Source organism: Paraburkholderia sp. SECH2 (genome assembly GCF_030464795.1).
GTDB classification, from domain to species: Bacteria; Pseudomonadota; Gammaproteobacteria; order Burkholderiales; family Burkholderiaceae; genus Paraburkholderia; species Paraburkholderia aspalathi.
Genome location: NZ_JALPRH010000002.1, coordinates 578,232 through 594,097 on the forward strand (window position 1 = coordinate 578,232; position 15,866 = coordinate 594,097).

The 15,866-nt window shown below is 63.9% G+C and carries 12 protein-coding genes; 10 read left to right on the forward strand and 2 right to left on the reverse strand.

Going from position 1 to position 15,866, the window contains the following annotated elements:
- Positions 1–65: 65 nt before the first annotated feature.
- On the reverse strand, positions 66–1,286 hold the full coding sequence (locus M0D66_RS07080; protein ID WP_266210416.1) for a CaiB/BaiF CoA-transferase family protein: 1,221 nt from the start codon (positions 1,284–1,286) through the stop codon (positions 66–68).
- Positions 1,287–1,631: 345 nt separating this feature from the next.
- Between M0D66_RS07080 and alaS the strand changes: the two genes are divergently transcribed.
- On the forward strand, positions 1,632–4,256 hold the full coding sequence (gene alaS / locus M0D66_RS07085) for an alanine--tRNA ligase (RefSeq protein WP_266210417.1): 2,625 nt from the start codon (positions 1,632–1,634) through the stop codon (positions 4,254–4,256).
- 167 nt (positions 4,257–4,423) lie between these two features.
- Here alaS and M0D66_RS07090 read toward each other — a convergent pair whose 3' ends face one another.
- Positions 4,424–5,335: a LysR family transcriptional regulator gene (locus tag M0D66_RS07090; protein WP_200618429.1), complete on the reverse strand. Its 912-nt coding sequence runs from the start codon at positions 5,333–5,335 to the stop codon at positions 4,424–4,426.
- A gap of 119 nt (positions 5,336–5,454) precedes the next feature.
- Here M0D66_RS07090 and M0D66_RS07095 point away from each other — a divergent pair, with 119 nt between their 5' ends.
- The 9 genes from M0D66_RS07095 to M0D66_RS07135 all read left to right on the forward strand — a co-directional run bounded on the left by M0D66_RS07095 (position 5,455) and on the right by M0D66_RS07135 (position 15,767).
- Positions 5,455–6,732 (forward strand): YbfB/YjiJ family MFS transporter, encoded by a 1,278-nt coding sequence (locus M0D66_RS07095; protein WP_266210418.1) that lies wholly within the window; start codon positions 5,455–5,457, stop codon positions 6,730–6,732.
- Between the two features lie 222 nt (positions 6,733–6,954).
- Positions 6,955–7,986 (forward strand): low specificity L-threonine aldolase, encoded by a 1,032-nt coding sequence (locus M0D66_RS07100; protein WP_054036315.1) that lies wholly within the window; start codon positions 6,955–6,957, stop codon positions 7,984–7,986.
- Positions 7,987–8,158: 172 nt separating this feature from the next.
- The gene (locus tag M0D66_RS07105) at positions 8,159–8,689 is read left to right on the forward strand and encodes an NUDIX domain-containing protein (RefSeq protein ID WP_200618431.1); all 531 of its coding nucleotides are present in this window, start codon (positions 8,159–8,161) and stop codon (positions 8,687–8,689) included.
- Positions 8,690–8,692: 3 nt separating this feature from the next.
- Complete coding sequence (locus tag M0D66_RS07110; RefSeq protein ID WP_200652452.1) at positions 8,693–9,142, forward strand: thioesterase family protein; 450 nt, start codon at positions 8,693–8,695, stop codon at positions 9,140–9,142.
- Positions 9,143–9,146: 4 nt separating this feature from the next.
- Entirely contained in the window at positions 9,147–10,085 is a 939-nt protein-coding gene (locus tag M0D66_RS07115; protein ID WP_200652451.1) for a branched-chain amino acid ABC transporter permease, read from the forward strand.
- A gap of 43 nt (positions 10,086–10,128) precedes the next feature.
- A complete protein-coding gene (locus M0D66_RS07120) occupies positions 10,129–11,367 on the forward strand; it encodes a branched-chain amino acid ABC transporter permease (protein WP_244864107.1) in 1,239 nt (412 codons plus the stop codon).
- Entirely contained in the window at positions 11,364–12,116 is a 753-nt protein-coding gene (locus tag M0D66_RS07125; RefSeq protein ID WP_266210419.1) for an ABC transporter ATP-binding protein, read from the forward strand. The genes M0D66_RS07120 and M0D66_RS07125 overlap by 4 nt, the downstream gene beginning before the upstream one ends.
- Complete coding sequence (locus tag M0D66_RS07130) at positions 12,113–12,826, forward strand: ABC transporter ATP-binding protein (protein ID WP_266210420.1); 714 nt, start codon at positions 12,113–12,115, stop codon at positions 12,824–12,826. Before M0D66_RS07125 ends, M0D66_RS07130 begins: the two co-directional genes overlap by 4 nt.
- A gap of 586 nt (positions 12,827–13,412) precedes the next feature.
- The gene (locus tag M0D66_RS07135) at positions 13,413–15,767 is read left to right on the forward strand and encodes a hypothetical protein (RefSeq protein WP_266210429.1); all 2,355 of its coding nucleotides are present in this window, start codon (positions 13,413–13,415) and stop codon (positions 15,765–15,767) included.
- Positions 15,768–15,866: the final 99 nt, after the last annotated feature.

Here is a 15,866-nt window from a genome sequence, read left to right on the forward strand (position 1 = left end):
CTCCGCTGAAAACTGCCACCGCCTCAGCCGACCGCCAGACCACTCGCCCACAATGCAGCCGGGCCTCAAATCACCGACTGGTCCCGCAACGCCGCAATCCGTGCCTCGTCATAGCCGAGCACATCGCGCAGGATGCTGTCGGTGTGCTCGCCGAGTGTCGGCGGATGGGACAGTGCTTCGGGCGGCGTGCCGCTCATATTGATCGGATTGCGCACCAGCTTGACCGTGCCGCCCGACGGATGCGGCAGATCGACCTGCAGCCCGCGCGCCACCACCTGCTCGTTCTCGAACACTTCGCCCAGATCGTTGATAGGTCCGCACGGCACACCGGCTGCTTCCAGGGCGGCAATCCATTGTTGTTTGCCCTGCAGACGCACCATGTCGGCCAGAATCGGCACGAGGATTTCGCGGTTGCGCACGCGCGCCGGATTGGTCGCGAATTGCTCGTCAATGGCGAGTTCGGGGCGTCCGCCCGCCTCGACGAACTTGCGGAACTGGCCGTCGTTGCCGACCGCGACGATGATCCAGCCGTCGCTCGTCTGGAAGGTCTGGTAGGGCACGATGTTCGGATGCGCATTGCCCCAACGCACGGGCGGCTGGCCGCTCGCCAGATAATTCGAATTCATGTTGGCCAGCATCGCGACCTGCACGTCGAGCAGCGCCATGTCGATGTATTGGCCTTCGCCCGTGCGGTCGCGATGCGTGAGCGCCGTGAGCACGGCGATGGTCGAATACATGCCGGTCATCAGATCGGCGATCGCGACGCCGGCCTTTTGCGGACCGCCGCCCGGCTGGCCGTCGCGCTCGCCGGTGATGCTCATGAAGCCGCCGATGCCTTGCACGATGAAGTCGTAGCCGGCGCGCTGCGCATACGGGCCGGTTTGGCCGAAGCCGGTCACCGAGCAGTAGATCAGATCGGGCTTTACTTCCTTCAGCGACGCGTAATCGAGGCCGTACTTCTTCAACTGCCCGACCTTGTAGTTCTCCAGCACCACATCGCTTTGCGCGGCCAGTTCGCGGATGATCCGCTGGCCTTCGGGCGAAGCGATGTCGACGGTGACCGAGCGCTTGTTGCGATTCGCCGCGAGGTAATAGGCGGCCTCGCGTGTGTCGGCGCCTTCCGGCGTTTTCAGGTACGGCGGCCCCCAGTGGCGCGTGTCGTCGCCGACTTCGGGCCGTTCGATCTTGATCACGTCGGCGCCGAAATCGGCGAGCGTCTGCGCGCACCAAGGGCCGGCGAGCACGCGTGTGAGGTCCAGCACGCGGATATGACTGAGAGCGCCCATATTCTTCAATGTCTCCTTTGTCGACCGGAGTTAGCGCTTTAGCGCTTACTCCGGTCCCATGCCAAATCGGCGCGCGTGGCGCCGCGGATGGGGGCAATCTTAAGCGATTCCCGCGCGCCGGCGCAGTCGGCCGAACGGCATAGGACGCGCGGCGCGCCTTGCCATGTCACTCGCTACCCGGCCAAACCTGGCCGAATGGCTATCGGGATCAAGGCGGGACAGGCCCGTCGCCGCGCATGGGCGCCGATCCCGTATAATCAGTCGTTTAAGAAACAAACAGTTGGCGCATCCCCATGATGCCGCCGGTAACAGCCAGGGAACTGGCAAACCCGTCCCCCGCACGCTATGAAAGCCGCCGAAATCCGCGAGAAATTCCTCAAGTTCTTCGAATCGAAGGGCCATACGATCGTTCGCTCGTCGAGCCTTGTGCCCGGCAACGACCCGACCCTGCTCTTCACCAATTCGGGAATGGTGCAGTTCAAAGATGTGTTCCTCGGCGCGGAATCGCGTCCGTATGCGCGCGCCACAACCGCGCAGCGCAGCGTGCGCGCCGGCGGCAAGCACAACGATCTGGAAAACGTCGGTTACACCGCGCGTCACCACACGTTCTTCGAAATGCTGGGCAACTTCTCGTTCGGCGACTACTTCAAGCGCGACGCGATCCACTACGCGTGGGAATTGCTGACCGGCGTGTACCAGTTGCCGAAAGACAAGCTGTGGGTCACCGTCTATCACGAAGACGACGAAGCGCACGACATCTGGGCAAAGGAAGTCGGCGTGCCGGTCGAGCGGATCATCCGCATCGGCGACAACAAGGGCGCGCGCTACGCGTCTGACAACTTCTGGCAGATGGCCGACGTCGGGCCGTGCGGCCCTTGCTCGGAAATTTTCTACGACCACGGTCCGGAAATCTGGGGTGGCCCGCCGGGATCGCCTGAGGAAGACGGCGACCGCTACATCGAGATCTGGAATCTCGTGTTCATGCAATTCAGCCGCGACGCCCAGGGCAACATGACGCCGCTGCCCAAGCAGTGCGTCGACACCGGCATGGGGCTCGAGCGTATCGCCGCGGTTCTGCAGCACGTTCACAGCAACTACGAGATCGACCTGTTCCAGGCGCTCATCAAGGCCGCGGGCCGCGAAACCGGCGTGACCGATCTGACGAACAACTCGCTGAAGGTGATCGCCGATCACATCCGCGCCTGCTCGTTCCTGATCGTCGACGGTGTGATTCCAGGCAACGAAGGCCGCGGCTACGTGCTGCGCCGTATCGTGCGCCGCGCGATCCGCCACGGCTACAAGCTGGGCAAGAAGGGTTCGTTCTTCCACCGCATGGTGCCGGACCTCGTCGCGCAAATGGGCGGCGCCTATCCGGAACTGAAGGAAGCCGAGCAACGCGTGACCGACGTGCTGCGTCAGGAAGAAGAGCGCTTCTTCGAGACCATCGAGCACGGCATGTCGATTCTCGAAAGCGCGCTGGCCGATCTGGAAGCCAAGGGCGGCAAGACGCTCGACGGCGAACTCGCATTCAAACTGCACGACACCTACGGCTTCCCGCTGGATCTGACGGCAGACGTCTGCCGCGAGCGCGAAGTGACGGTCGACGAAGCCGCTTTCGACGAAGCCATGGCGCGTCAGCGCGAACAGGCGCGCGCGGCGGGCAAGTTCAAGATGGCGCAGGGCCTCGAATACTCGGGCGCGAAGACCACGTTCCACGGCTACGAAGAAATCATCTTCGACGACGCGAAAGTGATCGCGCTGTATGTCGACGGCGCGTCGGTCAAGGAAGTGAATCACGGCCAGCAGGCGGTCGTGGTGCTCGACCACACGCCGTTCTACGCGGAGTCGGGTGGTCAGGTCGGCGACCAGGGCGTGCTGGCTAACGCGAGCGTGCGCTTTGCGGTAGCCGATACGCTGAAGGTACAGGCGGACGTGGTCGGCCATCACGGCACCCTCGAGCAGGGCACGCTGAAAGTCGGCGACGTCGTGAAGGCGGAAATCGATGCGGTGCGTCGCGCCCGCACCGAGCGCAACCACTCGGCCACCCACCTGATGCACAAGGCGCTGCGCGAAGTACTCGGTTCGCACGTGCAGCAGAAGGGTTCGCTGGTCGATGCGGACAAAACCCGTTTCGACTTCGCACACAACGCGCCGATGACTGACGAACAGATCCGTCAGGTCGAAGCGATCGTCAACGCGGAAGTGCTGGCGAACGCGCCGGGTATCGTGCGCGTGATGCCGTTCGACGAAGCGGTGAAGGGCGGCGCGATGGCGCTGTTCGGCGAAAAATACGGCGACGAAGTACGTGTGCTCGACCTCGGCTTTTCGCGCGAGTTGTGCGGCGGTACGCACGTGCATCGCACGGGCGACATCGGACTCTTCAAGATCGTGATGGAAGGCGGCGTGGCTGCAGGTATCCGTCGCGTGGAAGCGATCACGGGCGACAACGCTGTGCGCTTCGTGCAGGATCTCGACGCGCGGATCAATGCGGCAGCGGCCGTGTTGAAGGCGCAGCCGTCGGAATTGACGCAGCGGATCGTGCAGGTGCAGGACCAGGTGAAGTCGCTGGAGAAGGAACTGAGCGCATTGAAGTCGAAGATGGCTTCGAGCCAGGGCGATGAGCTTGCCGGTCAGGCAATCGAAGTGGCCGGCGTGCATGTGCTGGCTGCAACGCTCGAGGGCGCGGACGTGAAAACGTTGCGCGAGACGGTCGACAAGCTGAAGGACAAGCTGAAGAGCGCGGCGATCGTGCTGGCCTCGGTCGAGGGCGGCAAGGTGAGCCTGATCGCCGGTGTGACGGCGGACGCCAGCAAGAAGGTCAAGGCTGGTGAACTGGTCAACTTCGTTGCCCAGCAAGTCGGCGGCAAGGGCGGCGGGCGGCCGGATATGGCGCAAGCGGGTGGCACCGAACCGGCGAATCTGCCGGCGGCACTGGCAGGTGTGAAGGGTTGGGTCGAAGCCCGGCTTTGATTTGAGTTTGATTGGGCCATGCGGGACGCTGGTGGTTTTGGCGTCCCACGTGGCCCAAGTTGTTTCTGGCCTTGGCGTGTCGTAGCGTGTCTTGCCGCGCATCAACCTTGCCGATAGCGTTGGCGGTTAGCGTTCCCAGCCACGCAGACAAAGCATCAAGTAAAAATTCAAGCAACGCCTACCGGTGTAGTGGCAGGCAACTCCACCGTATCCTCCGCCGACACAAGCGTTTGCCGCAGCGCATTGAGCGCGGACGAAAAATGCCCTCGTCGCCAGACGAGCAGTGTCTCGATCACACCAATATCCGGAAGCTCATGAACCGCGATATTGCTCGCATCCGTTTGCAGATTGAGCACGGATCGCGGCGCCACGGCCACCCCCGCGCCGGCGGCGACACAAGCCACGATCGCATGATACGAACCGAGCTCCAGAACGCGAGCCGGCCTCACGCCATGCTCCAGATACCACTTCTCGATATACGCGCGGTAAGCGCAGCCGCGTTCGAACGCGATCAGCGTCGATAAAGCAATATCCCGTACTTCGCGAATCGGCCGATGGCCTCGCGGCGACAGCATCACCAACTCTTCGCGAAAAACCGGCACCGTCTCGAACAATTCGCCGAGGGCGGCGGGATCCTGTGGCGTCGCCACAAGCGCTGCATCCACCTCGAATTCGCGGACCCGCTCGATCAGCTTGCCGGTCGTACCGGTTTCGAGCTCCAGTGCGACATCCGGCCACCGCTGGTGATAACTCGCGAGCAATCCGGGCAGACGCGTTGCCGCGACGCTTTCCATCGTGCCCAAACGCAGGCGTCCACTCGGCCGATCTTCGCGCACGGCATGGCGCGCCTCGTCGGCGAGCGCGAGCAAACGCTCCGCGTAGGGCAGCAGTGTCTCGCCCGCCGGGGTCAGAACAAGGCGCCGCCCGTCACGGATGAACAGGTCGGTGCCCAGTTGCTCCTCGAGTTGCTTGATGCGCGTCGTGACGTTCGATTGCACGCGATTGAGCTTGGCAGCGGCGCGCGTCACGCCGTTTTCCCGCACCACAGCACGAAAAATGGTCAAAGCGGCCAGATCCACGATTCTCTCCTGGCGATGGTTGATATCCTAATTATTCATTTTTCGTGATTGAAAGGTCAAGCTAATATGGATTCAACAAACCGGCAGCTGCCGGCCCGCTTCCACTATCCGTGATGCTCATGATCGATCTCGCTTCCAGCGCGCAAGACACCGCTACCGAACGTCACGCCGCCCGCCGCGCGGCGCTTGCCTGCATGATTACCTTGGCCGTGGTGCTCGGTATCGGCCGTTTTGCGTTCACGCCGCTCCTGCCGCTGATGCTTCACGGCAGCGCGCTCGGGCAGCCGCAGATCGACATCCAGCACGGCGGCTGGCTCGCATCGGCCAACTACGCAGGCTATTTCGTCGGCGCGATCACCTGCGCGGCGCTGCGGGTCGAGCCGGCTCGCATGGTGCGCGTGGGACTTGTCGCGACGGTCCTGCTGACGCTGGCGATGGGCGTAACAAGCCAATTCTGGGTATGGGCCGTCGTGCGCTTCGTCGCCGGCGCGGTCAGCGCCTGGACCTTCGTGTTCGCCTCGCAGTGGGGCTTGCGGCGCCTCGCCGAACTCGGCGCGCATGGGTGGGGAGGGGTGATCTATACGGGCCCGGGCATGGGCATTGTCGGAACGGGTCTGCTGGTCAGCGCTGCGGGCGGCTATGGCGCGACGGTCGGTTGGATCGGTTTCGGACTCATCGGGGCGGTGCTTTCGATCCTGGTTTGGCCCGTGTTCCGGACCGCCCCAGGAGACGCGACGCGCGCCACAGGCCCGGCAACCACTGCCACTCGGCGAGCCTCGCCCGCAGGTCAGCGCGCCTCTACAAACCACGCCTGGCACCGCGCTGACGCCTTCTGGCTGATCCTGCTCTACGGCGTGCCCGGCTTCGGCTACATCATCACCGCGACGTTCCTGCCGGTGATCGCGCGCCATGCGCTGCCGGGTTCGTCCTGGCCCGATCTGTTCTGGCCGATGTTCGGCGCGGCCCTGATCGTCGGTGCGCTGCTCGCGGCCCGCCTGCCGGTGCATTGGGACAATCGCACGCTGCTCGCCGGTTGCTATGTGCTGCAAGCCGCCGGTATTGCGCTCGGCATCGTCTGGCCCACGGCGGCCGGTTTCTCGCTCGGCAGCATCCTGATCGGGTTGCCATTTACGGCCATCACCCTGTTCGCGATGCGTGAGGCGCGGCGTCTGCTTGGCGACGAAGCGGCCGGTCTGATGGGTTATGCGACGGCTGCCTATGGCGTCGGCCAGATCGTCGGCCCGCTGGTGGCCGCGCCGATCGCCGAGCACACGGGGTCTTTTTCACCGGCCTTGTGGCTGGCGGCGGGGACGCTGCTGTTGGGCGCGGTCGGCCTGATCGTCGTGGCGCACATGCCGCGAGGCCGTGGCCGCATGCCCGATTGCGGCTGTAACTAACGGTCTTCCTAGGTGGCGCATTCCTCGGCGTTAACTGATCCCGCAGGCGCAAGCACTAGCACCAGCAAGGCAAGTTTGTCCCCCGCCTTGCGAAGAGCACTTGGGCCCGCTGAACCGCCCACGAGGCAAATGCCTAGCCAAAAAACAAATAACTCATCGGCGCACTAAAATGACGGCTTTCCCGTCATCTCAGCGCGCCCGTCGCCGGGCGCGTCGCCAGCCATGCAACATTTCGCGTCCGACAACTACGCCGGCATCTGTCCCGAAGCGCTCAACGCGCTGATCGCCGCCAACAACAGCGGCCACGAACCCGCTTACGGCGACGACTCCTGGACCAACCAGGTTTGCGACCGTCTGCGGGATCTGTTCCAGACCGATTGCGAAGTATTTTTCGTGTTCAACGGCACGGCCGCCAATTCGCTGGCGCTGGCGTCGCTGTGCCAGTCGTATCACTCGGTGATCTGTCACGAACTCGCGCACATCGAAACCGATGAATGCGGCGGCCCGGAATTCTTCTCCGGCGGCTCGAAGCTGCTGACCGCGCCGGGCGTCGGCGGCAAGCTCACGCCGGATGCGATCGAAGCGGTCGTCACGCGCCGCGCCGATATTCATTACCCGAAGCCGAAGGTCGTCACGCTGACCCAATCGACGGAAGTAGGCACCGTCTACACCGTCGAGGAAGTGCGCGCGATCGCGGCGATCGCCAAGCGGCGTCATCTGAAAGTGCACATGGACGGCGCGCGCTTTGCGAACGCGGTCGCGGCGCTCGACGTGCATCCGTCCGAGATCACGTGGCGCGCGGGCGTCGACGTGTTGTGCTTCGGCGGGACCAAGAACGGTTTGCCGGTCGGTGAAGCCGTGGTGTTCTTCGACCGCTCGCTCGCCGACGATTTCGCCTACCGTCTGAAGCAGGCCGGCCAACTCGCCTCGAAAATGCGCTTCATCTCCGCGCCGTGGCTCGGACTGCTGGACAACGACGTCTGGCTGCGCAATGGGCGTCATGCGAATGCAATGGCGGCCTTGCTGGAAACGCGGTTGCAGGAAATTCCCGGTGTGAGCATCATGTTTCCGCGAGAATCGAACGCGGTCTTTGCGCAATTGCCGGCGCAGGCCGCCAAGGCAATGCGTGCGCGCGGCTGGAAGTTTTACGAGTTCATCGGCGCGGGCGGTTGCCGGCTGATGTGCGCCTGGGATACGCAGCCGGAAACCGTCGAACGTTTCGCCGCGGAAGTACGCGATTTGTGCCTGGCCTGAAACCGCAATGACCGCGCGTGCGACCAGCCTGGCATCGTGAGCTTGAACCGGAAGCTGGAACCAGGAACGAGGCGTACAAACAGCATCGCGCACGAGTTGCTGAATCCGCCGCAGCACGACATTCAACACTGAACAACGCTGCACAGAAACCATAAGAGACGACCCACTCGCCATGACCGAACATCGATTTTGTCCGCGCTGCGCTACGCCTTTGATCGAGCGCGCCGATGCCGAACACGAAGGCGGCCGGATCCGCCAGATCTGCCCTGATACGGAATGCGGCTACGTCCATTGGAACAATCCGCTGCCGGTGGTGGCCGCGATCGTCGAGTACGAGGGCAAGATTCTGCTCGCACGCAACGCCGCCTGGCCGGAAGGCATGTTCGCGCTGATCACCGGCTTTCTGGAAAACGGCGAGACGCCGGAAGAGGGCATTGCCCGCGAAGTGCTGGAAGAAACCTCGCTGCACGCGGAGACGGTCGAATTGATCGGCGTGTACGAATTCATCCGCAAAAACGAACTGATCATCGCGTATCACGTGAAGGCGTACGGCACGGTCGCGCTGTCGCCGGAATTGCTTGAATACCGGCTGGTCGAGCCGGCCAAACTGCGTCCATGGCGCGCGGGTACTGGTCAGGCGCTCGGCGAATGGATGCGGCGGCGCGGCTTGCCGTTCGAGTTTGTCGAAAGACCGGGGCAGTAAGCGATGAACAAACCCGCACCGGCCACGCGCAGCGCCTACCCGCATTTTCTGCCGATCACCACGCGCTGGATGGATAACGACGTCTATGGCCACGTCAACAATGTCGTCTATTACAGCTACTTCGACACGGTGGTGAACGAGTATTTGATCCGCGCCGGCGTGCTCGATTTCGAGCATGGCGCGACGATCGGCCTCGTGGTCGAGACGCATTGCAATTACTTCGCGCCGCTGGTGTTTCCCGAACACGTCGAAGCGGGCTTGCGGGTCGTGCGCCTCGGCACCTCGAGCGTGCGCTACGAGGTGGGCCTCTTCAAGGCGGGCGAAGATCAACCCGTCGCTCAAGGGCATTTCGTGCACGTGTATGTGGATCGCGTCACGCGTCGCCCGGTGAGCTTGCCCGCCGACTTGCGCGCGGCGCTCGAACCGCTGACCGTCGCTGTGCAGGCGGAATAGGCGCGTGCAGTCGTTCGTCATCAATCTGCTCAACGGTGTCAGTTACGGCCTGCTGCTGTTTATGCTGTCAGCAGGTTTGACGCTGATTTTCAGCATGCTCGGCGTGCTGAATTTCGCGCACGCGAGCTTCTACATGCTCGGCGCGTACGTCGGTTTTTCGGTGGCGGCGCATGCGGGTTTCTGGAGTGCGCTCGTAATCGCTCCGCTGATCGTCGGCTTGATCGGCGCGGCGTTGGAGCGCTGGCTGTTGCGCCGCGTGCGTGTGCATGGCCATCTCCCTGAGTTGCTGCTGACTTTCGGCGCCGCGTATCTGCTCGGTGAGCTGGTCAAGCTCGGCTGGGGCTTGAGTCCGCTTAGCGCGACTGTTCCGGCCGTGCTCGACGGACCGTTGTTCACCCTCTACGGCGCCGCTTTTGCACGTTATCGGGCCTTCATGATGGCGGTGTCGCTGGCGATGCTGGCGGTGCTCTACGCGGTGTTGCGCGTGTCGAAGGCTGGGTTGATCGTACGCGCCGCGCTCACGCATGCGAGCGCTGTCGAGGCGCTCGGCCACAACGTGCCGCGCGTGTTCACCGGCGTGTTCGCGGCGGGCACGGCGCTCGCCGCACTGGCCGGCGTGATCGGCGCGCCGCTCTTCGTGATCGAACCGTCGATGGCGGAGTCGCTCGGCTCGATCGTCTTCGTGGTGGTCGTGATCGGTGGACTGGGCTCGTTGAGCGGGGCGCTGGCGGCGTCGCTGATCGTCGGTTGCGTGCAGACCTTCGCGGTGGCGAGCGACGTTTCGCTGGGCGACCTGACAGCAGTATTCGGAGGCGTGCTGCCGGATGCGTGGGACACGCTGACGCTCGCGCAACTCGCCCCGTTGATTCCCTATCTGCTGCTTGTCGCGATGCTGGCGTTGCGCCCGCGTGGACTATTCGGACGGCGTGACGATCATGCGTGAGCTGCCCGGGAAGTTTGCTGTGCCGGCAGTCACGCCGCGCTCGATGTTGCACAGATTCGCGCCGTGGCTCGCGCTTGTTTTGTTCCTCGCCGTGCCGCCTTTTGTCTGGCCGCAAAGCTGGCTCCTCGCCTATCTCGCGCAAACCGCGACGATGATCGTATTCGCGCTCTCGTATAACTTGCTGCTTGGCGAAACGGGTTTGCTTTCTTTCGGTCATGCCGCTTATTCCGGCCTCGGCGCACTCATCGCGGCGCAAGTATTCAATCGCATCGGTGCGCCGTTGGTGCTGTTGCCATTGATCGGCGGCATCGGCGGCGCATTGTGCGGCGTGCTGTTCGGTTTCGTGTCGACGCGGCGTGCAGGGACGGCCTTCGCGATGATCACGCTCGGCATCGGCGAACTCGTCGCTGCGGCCGCGTGGACGCTGCCCGACTGGTTCGGCGGCGAGGCGGGCGTGCCGATCGATCGCGCGAGTGGACCGATGCTCGCAAGCTGGAGTTTCGGCCCGGCGCGCGAGGCCTATGCGCTGATCGCGCTGTGGTGCGTGCTAGCGAGCGTCGCGATGTTCGCGTTGTCGCGCACACCGTTCATGCGGCTCGCCAACGCCGTGCGCGACAACCCGGCGCGCGCTGCCGCGATCGGCTGCTATCCGCGCCGCATCCGCTACGGCGTGGTGGTGATGTCGGCTTTTTTTGCGGGCATCGCAGGCACCCTGGGGCTGATCAATGTCGAACTGGTGTCGACGGAAAGCGTCGGCATGATGCGCTCGGGCGCCGTGCTGATCGCGACGGTGATCGGCGGCACAGGTGCGTTTTTCGGACCGGTCGCGGGGGCGATCGTGCTGACGTTTTTCAGCGTCGCGGTGGCGAGCGTGACGCGGGCGTGGCTGTTCTATCTGGGCCTGTTCTTTATCGTGATCGTGGTGGCTTCGCCGGATGGACTGGCGGGCTTCATGCAGCGGCACACGGCACGCGTCGCTGCTTACGGTTGGCGCGTGTGCGGCAAGGCGTATCTATGGGGCGCGGCTTCGGCGGTGCTATGGACGCTGGCCGTCGTGCTCGCGGTGCAGTGGGCGTATGCCGTGCAATTCGGCGCTGCCGATGGCGCGGCGTTCAGCGTTATCGGCGTGCCGCTGGAGCCGGCCTCGCCGCATCTCTGGCTCGGCGTCGTGGTGTGCATGTTGGCCGCGCCAGGCGCACTTGCCGCGCACTATGCACATCGCGCGCAAGCACGTCTTGCCGGGCGCGCCAGCGCCACGCCGATCACCGGAGACGCGCGATGATCCCGGCCCTCGCGGTCTACGGCGTCGAAAAGCGCATCGGAGCCACGCGGATTCTGCGCGGTGTCGATCTTGCGATCGAGCCCGGTGAGCGTCATGCATTGATCGGGCCGAACGGCGCGGGCAAGTCGACGCTATTCAATCTGATTGCCGGCGGCGCGCGCCCGAACGCCGGGCGCATCGATCTGTTCGGCGCGGAGATCACGCGTCTTGCGCCTGCCGCCATCACGCGCCGGGGCCTCGCGCGCAGCTTTCAGACCACCAGCGTGTTCGCACGACTCAGCGTATTCGACAACCTGCGCTGCGCGGCCATGCTGGCCGAGCGCGACCGCACGCGCTGGTGGCAGCGTTTCAGCGGCTCACGCACGGTCGATGCGCGCGCCGAGCAGGTGCTCGAAGCCGTGGGGCTGAGTGCGCGCAGAGATATCCAGGCCGGCACACTCAGCTATGCCGAGCAACGCGCGCTCGACCTCGGCCTTGCGCTTGCAGGCGGCGCGCACACCTTGCTGCTCGACGAGCCGACTGCGGGGATGAACCGCGCCGAAGCGGCGCGCGCCATCGAACTGATTCGCGCGACCACTGCAGGCCGTACGCTGCTGATGGTCGAGCACGACATGGACGCCGTGTTTGCCCTTGCCGACCGCGTTTCGGTGCTGGTACAAGGCCGGATCATCGCGACCGGCACGCCGGCGGCGATTCGCGCGGATGCGGTTGTGCGCGCCGCGTATCTTGGCGACAGCGTCCACCCATGACTGCCTTGCTCGACATTCAACAGCTGAACGCCTGGTATGGAGCGAGCCAGACCTTGCACGGCGTCAACTTGCGGATCGACGCGGGCGAAGTCGTGGCGCTGGTCGGGCGCAACGGCTCCGGACGCTCGACGCTCGCGCGCGCGATCATGGGCCTCGTGCGCAGCGAGGGCGAGTTGCGTTTTGCCGGTCATGCGCTCGGCGGGCTGCGCACCTTCGAAATCGCTCGCCTGGGACTCGGGTACGTGCCTGAGCATCGCGACGTTTTTCCGACGCTGAGCGTCCACGAAAATCTGCAACTCGGTGTGGCGCCGCAAGCGCGCGGCCGTGCCCCGCGCTTCACCTTTGACGACGCGTACGAACTGTTCCCCGTCCTGCGCGAGAGAAAGCGCACGCGCGCCGGCGTGTTATCGGGCGGCGAGCAACAGATGCTGACGCTCGCCCGGGCATTGCTCGGCGACCCCGACCTGCTGGTCATCGACGAACCCGGCGAAGGGCTGGCTAGCCTGGTGATGGAGCAAGTCGCGCGGTGCCTGCGGATGCTGCGCGATCGTGGCGTGGCGATGCTGCTGATCGAACAGCGGCTCGTCATTGCGCAAGACATCGCCAGCAGGGTTGCGGTGATGGGGCATGGCGAAATTGTCTTCGACGATGCGCTCGCGTCGTTTGTGAAGCGGCCGGACGTTATGCAGGAATGGCTCGGTGTAGGTTAGCCGCGATGCGTAGCGGAGTCGCGCATAGCCGCTAGTTCACCGGCATCACTGCAGCTCACTTAAGGACAGTTCCGAAAGGGCGCCCAAGCCCGGTTTCGCGAAGCCGAACCTGAGCATCCCTGGCAGCCATCCCGCTGCAGTTTTATTGCGGCGCCGCATTCGAATCTGCGGCCGTTTTGTTGTCCTGACATGCGCGTCATGCGCTGTGTAATGCACGCGTCCCTCGTTCCACGTCCAAATCGCGTCCTGAATGCCGTTTGAATCCCGTTTGCGTACAGCGCGCTCAAGCCTGATGCGTGGGGCTTTCCCGTGACTTGTCGTAGCGATTCAAACGCTTGATCGTTTGGTGAGCGTCCTCCAGAAATCTTGTCGGCAGCGCGCTGACAAATCAAGACAATCAGGTCAAAGGCGCGCAACGGCGGCACGGTGTTTAAAGCCGACGTATGTGCGACCGACCATGCCGTGCCGGACGCGCACAAGACGCGCCGCGGCCTCAGGAGGAGACATCATGAAACAGACAGGCGCATTGGGCGAAACATCGGCGGATGGCGTGCAGGCGGAACCCGCGCTGCGACCGCTTCAAAGAATGCTGTCGCGTCGCGTGGCGCGCTCGCCGCTCGCAGAAACGTGGCGCACGCGAGCTGGCGCCGGTGCCGCGCTGGTGACGGCTGCACTGCTGATGTCCGCGTGCGCCGACGCGAGTTCCACGACCGGCGATGCGGCGTCAGCACCGTCGACACAAACGAGCGCGGCAGCGAACGCTGCGAGCAACAACGACAGCCTGTTGACGGCAAAATCTCAACTGGATGCTCCGGGACCCACCGCTAACGCCACGAACGGCGTCGCTACTGCTTCGAGCGGCACCGCCGTTGCGAGCACCGATCAACCTGCCTCCGCATCGCGCCCCTCGCTCGAACTCGCCAAGGCCAAACAGCTTGTTGCCGAACAGCGCGTCGCCGCACGCGTGCCGGCCGCGAGCGGCATGACCGAGAAGCGCAACCGTCCGCTGACGCTGCGCGATTCCGGCATCGACGGCTCGTTGATGTTCGCGCGCGACGTCGACTTTCGCGTGACTGGGGACATCGGCTTCATGATTCACGACATGGCGGCGACGCTGACTCCGGCGCGCGCCGGCCAGCCGATCGTGTTCGACGATCCGACCAGCGTGACGATCAATGTTCACCGCGGCGATGTGACGCTCGACAGCGCCAAGCTCACCGCGATCTTCAATCGCTATCTGTTCCAGTACCAGGGCTCGCCGTTGCGCAATATGCGAGTAGTGCCGCAAGACGGCGGCACTTTGCGCATCACGGGCGAAATGCATCGCGACACGTGGGTGCCGATCGTGCTGATCGGTTCGCTGTCGATGCGCAACGCCGACGACCTCGTGTTCCATGCCGATCACGTCGAAGTGGCCGGCGTCGGCGCCGACAAGCTGATGCAGGCCGCGCACGTGAAGATGGCCGACCTGTTGAAAGTGGACACACCGATCGCGCGTCTCGACGGCGACGACGTCGTGATGCAGGTGGCCAAACTCACGCCGCCGCCCGCGTTGCGCATGACCATCACGCAGATCAGCATCAGTGCCGCAGGTGTGCGCTTCACGCTCGACGACCGCACGGTGTCGAAGATCGACTGGCCCGCGACGATGCCACCGCGCGGCATGCTGGTGCAGGGCGGCGACGTGAAGTTCATGCGTTCGATGCCGATGAACATCGACATGGCGCTAACCCCGCTTGATACGAACGCACCCTTCGTGCTCGACCTGTATCACTACCGCGACCAGATGGCGGCGGGCTACTTCACCTTCGACGAAGCGGGCGCACTGGACGTGCACTTGCCGTCATATCCGACGCTAGCCAGCGCGTCGAAAGATGCGCCGACGCAAATGGGCAGCGCGAGCGCACGCTTTAACGACAGTTTCATTCGCGCGCAGCAGGCGTCGCTCGCGCAGGCCCGCCAGGTCTGGCAGCACGTGCCGCAGACGTTGCGGACGGCGTCGGTTGCGCGCGCGATCCCGGTCGGCACGCGGGCGGCATTTGCCGGTCAGAGCATGGCGACGCCTGGCTCCGCGATCAGCGACGAGCGACACTCGTCCGGACCTGCGCCGTTGATTCACGTCGAGAATGTGGACTTTTACGTATCGGGTCGAATCGGTTTTCATGTGCGATCGCTGGATGCACAGATGGTGCCGAAGAAGCCGGGCCAACCGGTCGACCTCGACGATCCGGACCAGTACGACATTCGCATCATTGGCGGCGAAGTGGTCGAGCCGTGGCCCGCGATGGCGGCGTTGTTCAACGACTATCTGCTCGACTATGAGCCGCGTTCGCTGAACGATTTGCAGCTGAAGCCGGTGGACGGCAAGTTGGAAGTGACGGGTGGCATCAAGTTGTGGAATCACTTTCCTGGCGTGTGGTTGCCGACGACGATGAGCGGCACGATCGTGGCTAAGGATGAGCGGCATCTTGTCTATGAGCCGACCTCGGTGAAGGTGTTGGGCGTGCCGCAGGCGGGGTTGCTGCGGGCGCTGGATATTCCGTTGGCGTCGTTGACGCCGTTTACGCGCAAGGGTGTGGCGTTGAAGGGTAACGAACTGGTGTTCGATCAGTACACCGTGTTTCCGCCGCCCGTTTTGCAGGGGCGGCTGGCTAGTGCGACGGTGACTGATGAGGGGTTGGTGTTGAAGTTCAAGCGGGATGCATCCGTTGTTGCTGCTAGGCCGCCTGTTGGGGCGGCGAAGAGTTTTGTCTGGATCGAGTCTGGGGATGTGAAGATGTTCAATTCGTTGGTCACGAATGCCAGAACTTTTATTCGGGATAGTTCTAATCCTGGGGTTATGAGGTTTGATCTTTATGGGTATAGGAGGGATGTTTCTAAGGGGACTGTGAGGATGGGGGGGGATGGGGGGTTGGAGGTGGATCTGGCTGCCAGGAAATAGCTATGGTCTTTGCCTTCGGCGGCGCTTGTTTGGCCGTGTTCTTGGGGCTTTGGCCTTTCCTTGAATTGTTAGTGGTCTATTAGCGTTCCCCCTGTGCGG

Excerpts from the sequence above, each read along its gene's own strand:
- M0D66_RS07105 (WP_200618431.1), top strand. The coding sequence starts at position 8,159 with ATGACCGAACATCGATTTTGTCCGCGCTGCGCTACGCCTTTGATCGAG.
- M0D66_RS07120 (WP_244864107.1), top strand. The coding sequence starts at position 10,129 with ATGTTGCACAGATTCGCGCCGTGGCTCGCGCTTGTTTTGTTCCTCGCC.
- M0D66_RS07125 (WP_266210419.1), top strand. The coding sequence starts at position 11,364 with ATGATCCCGGCCCTCGCGGTCTACGGCGTCGAAAAGCGCATCGGAGCC.
- M0D66_RS07100 (WP_054036315.1), top strand. The coding sequence starts at position 6,955 with ATGCAACATTTCGCGTCCGACAACTACGCCGGCATCTGTCCCGAAGCG.
- alaS (WP_266210417.1), top strand. The coding sequence starts at position 1,632 with ATGAAAGCCGCCGAAATCCGCGAGAAATTCCTCAAGTTCTTCGAATCG.
- M0D66_RS07095 (WP_266210418.1), top strand. The coding sequence starts at position 5,455 with ATGATCGATCTCGCTTCCAGCGCGCAAGACACCGCTACCGAACGTCAC.
- M0D66_RS07130 (WP_266210420.1), top strand. The coding sequence starts at position 12,113 with ATGACTGCCTTGCTCGACATTCAACAGCTGAACGCCTGGTATGGAGCG.
- M0D66_RS07110 (WP_200652452.1), top strand. The coding sequence starts at position 8,693 with ATGAACAAACCCGCACCGGCCACGCGCAGCGCCTACCCGCATTTTCTG.
- M0D66_RS07080 (WP_266210416.1), bottom strand. The coding sequence starts at position 1,286 with ATGGGCGCTCTCAGTCATATCCGCGTGCTGGACCTCACACGCGTGCTC.
- M0D66_RS07135 (WP_266210429.1), top strand. The coding sequence starts at position 13,413 with ATGCTGTCGCGTCGCGTGGCGCGCTCGCCGCTCGCAGAAACGTGGCGC.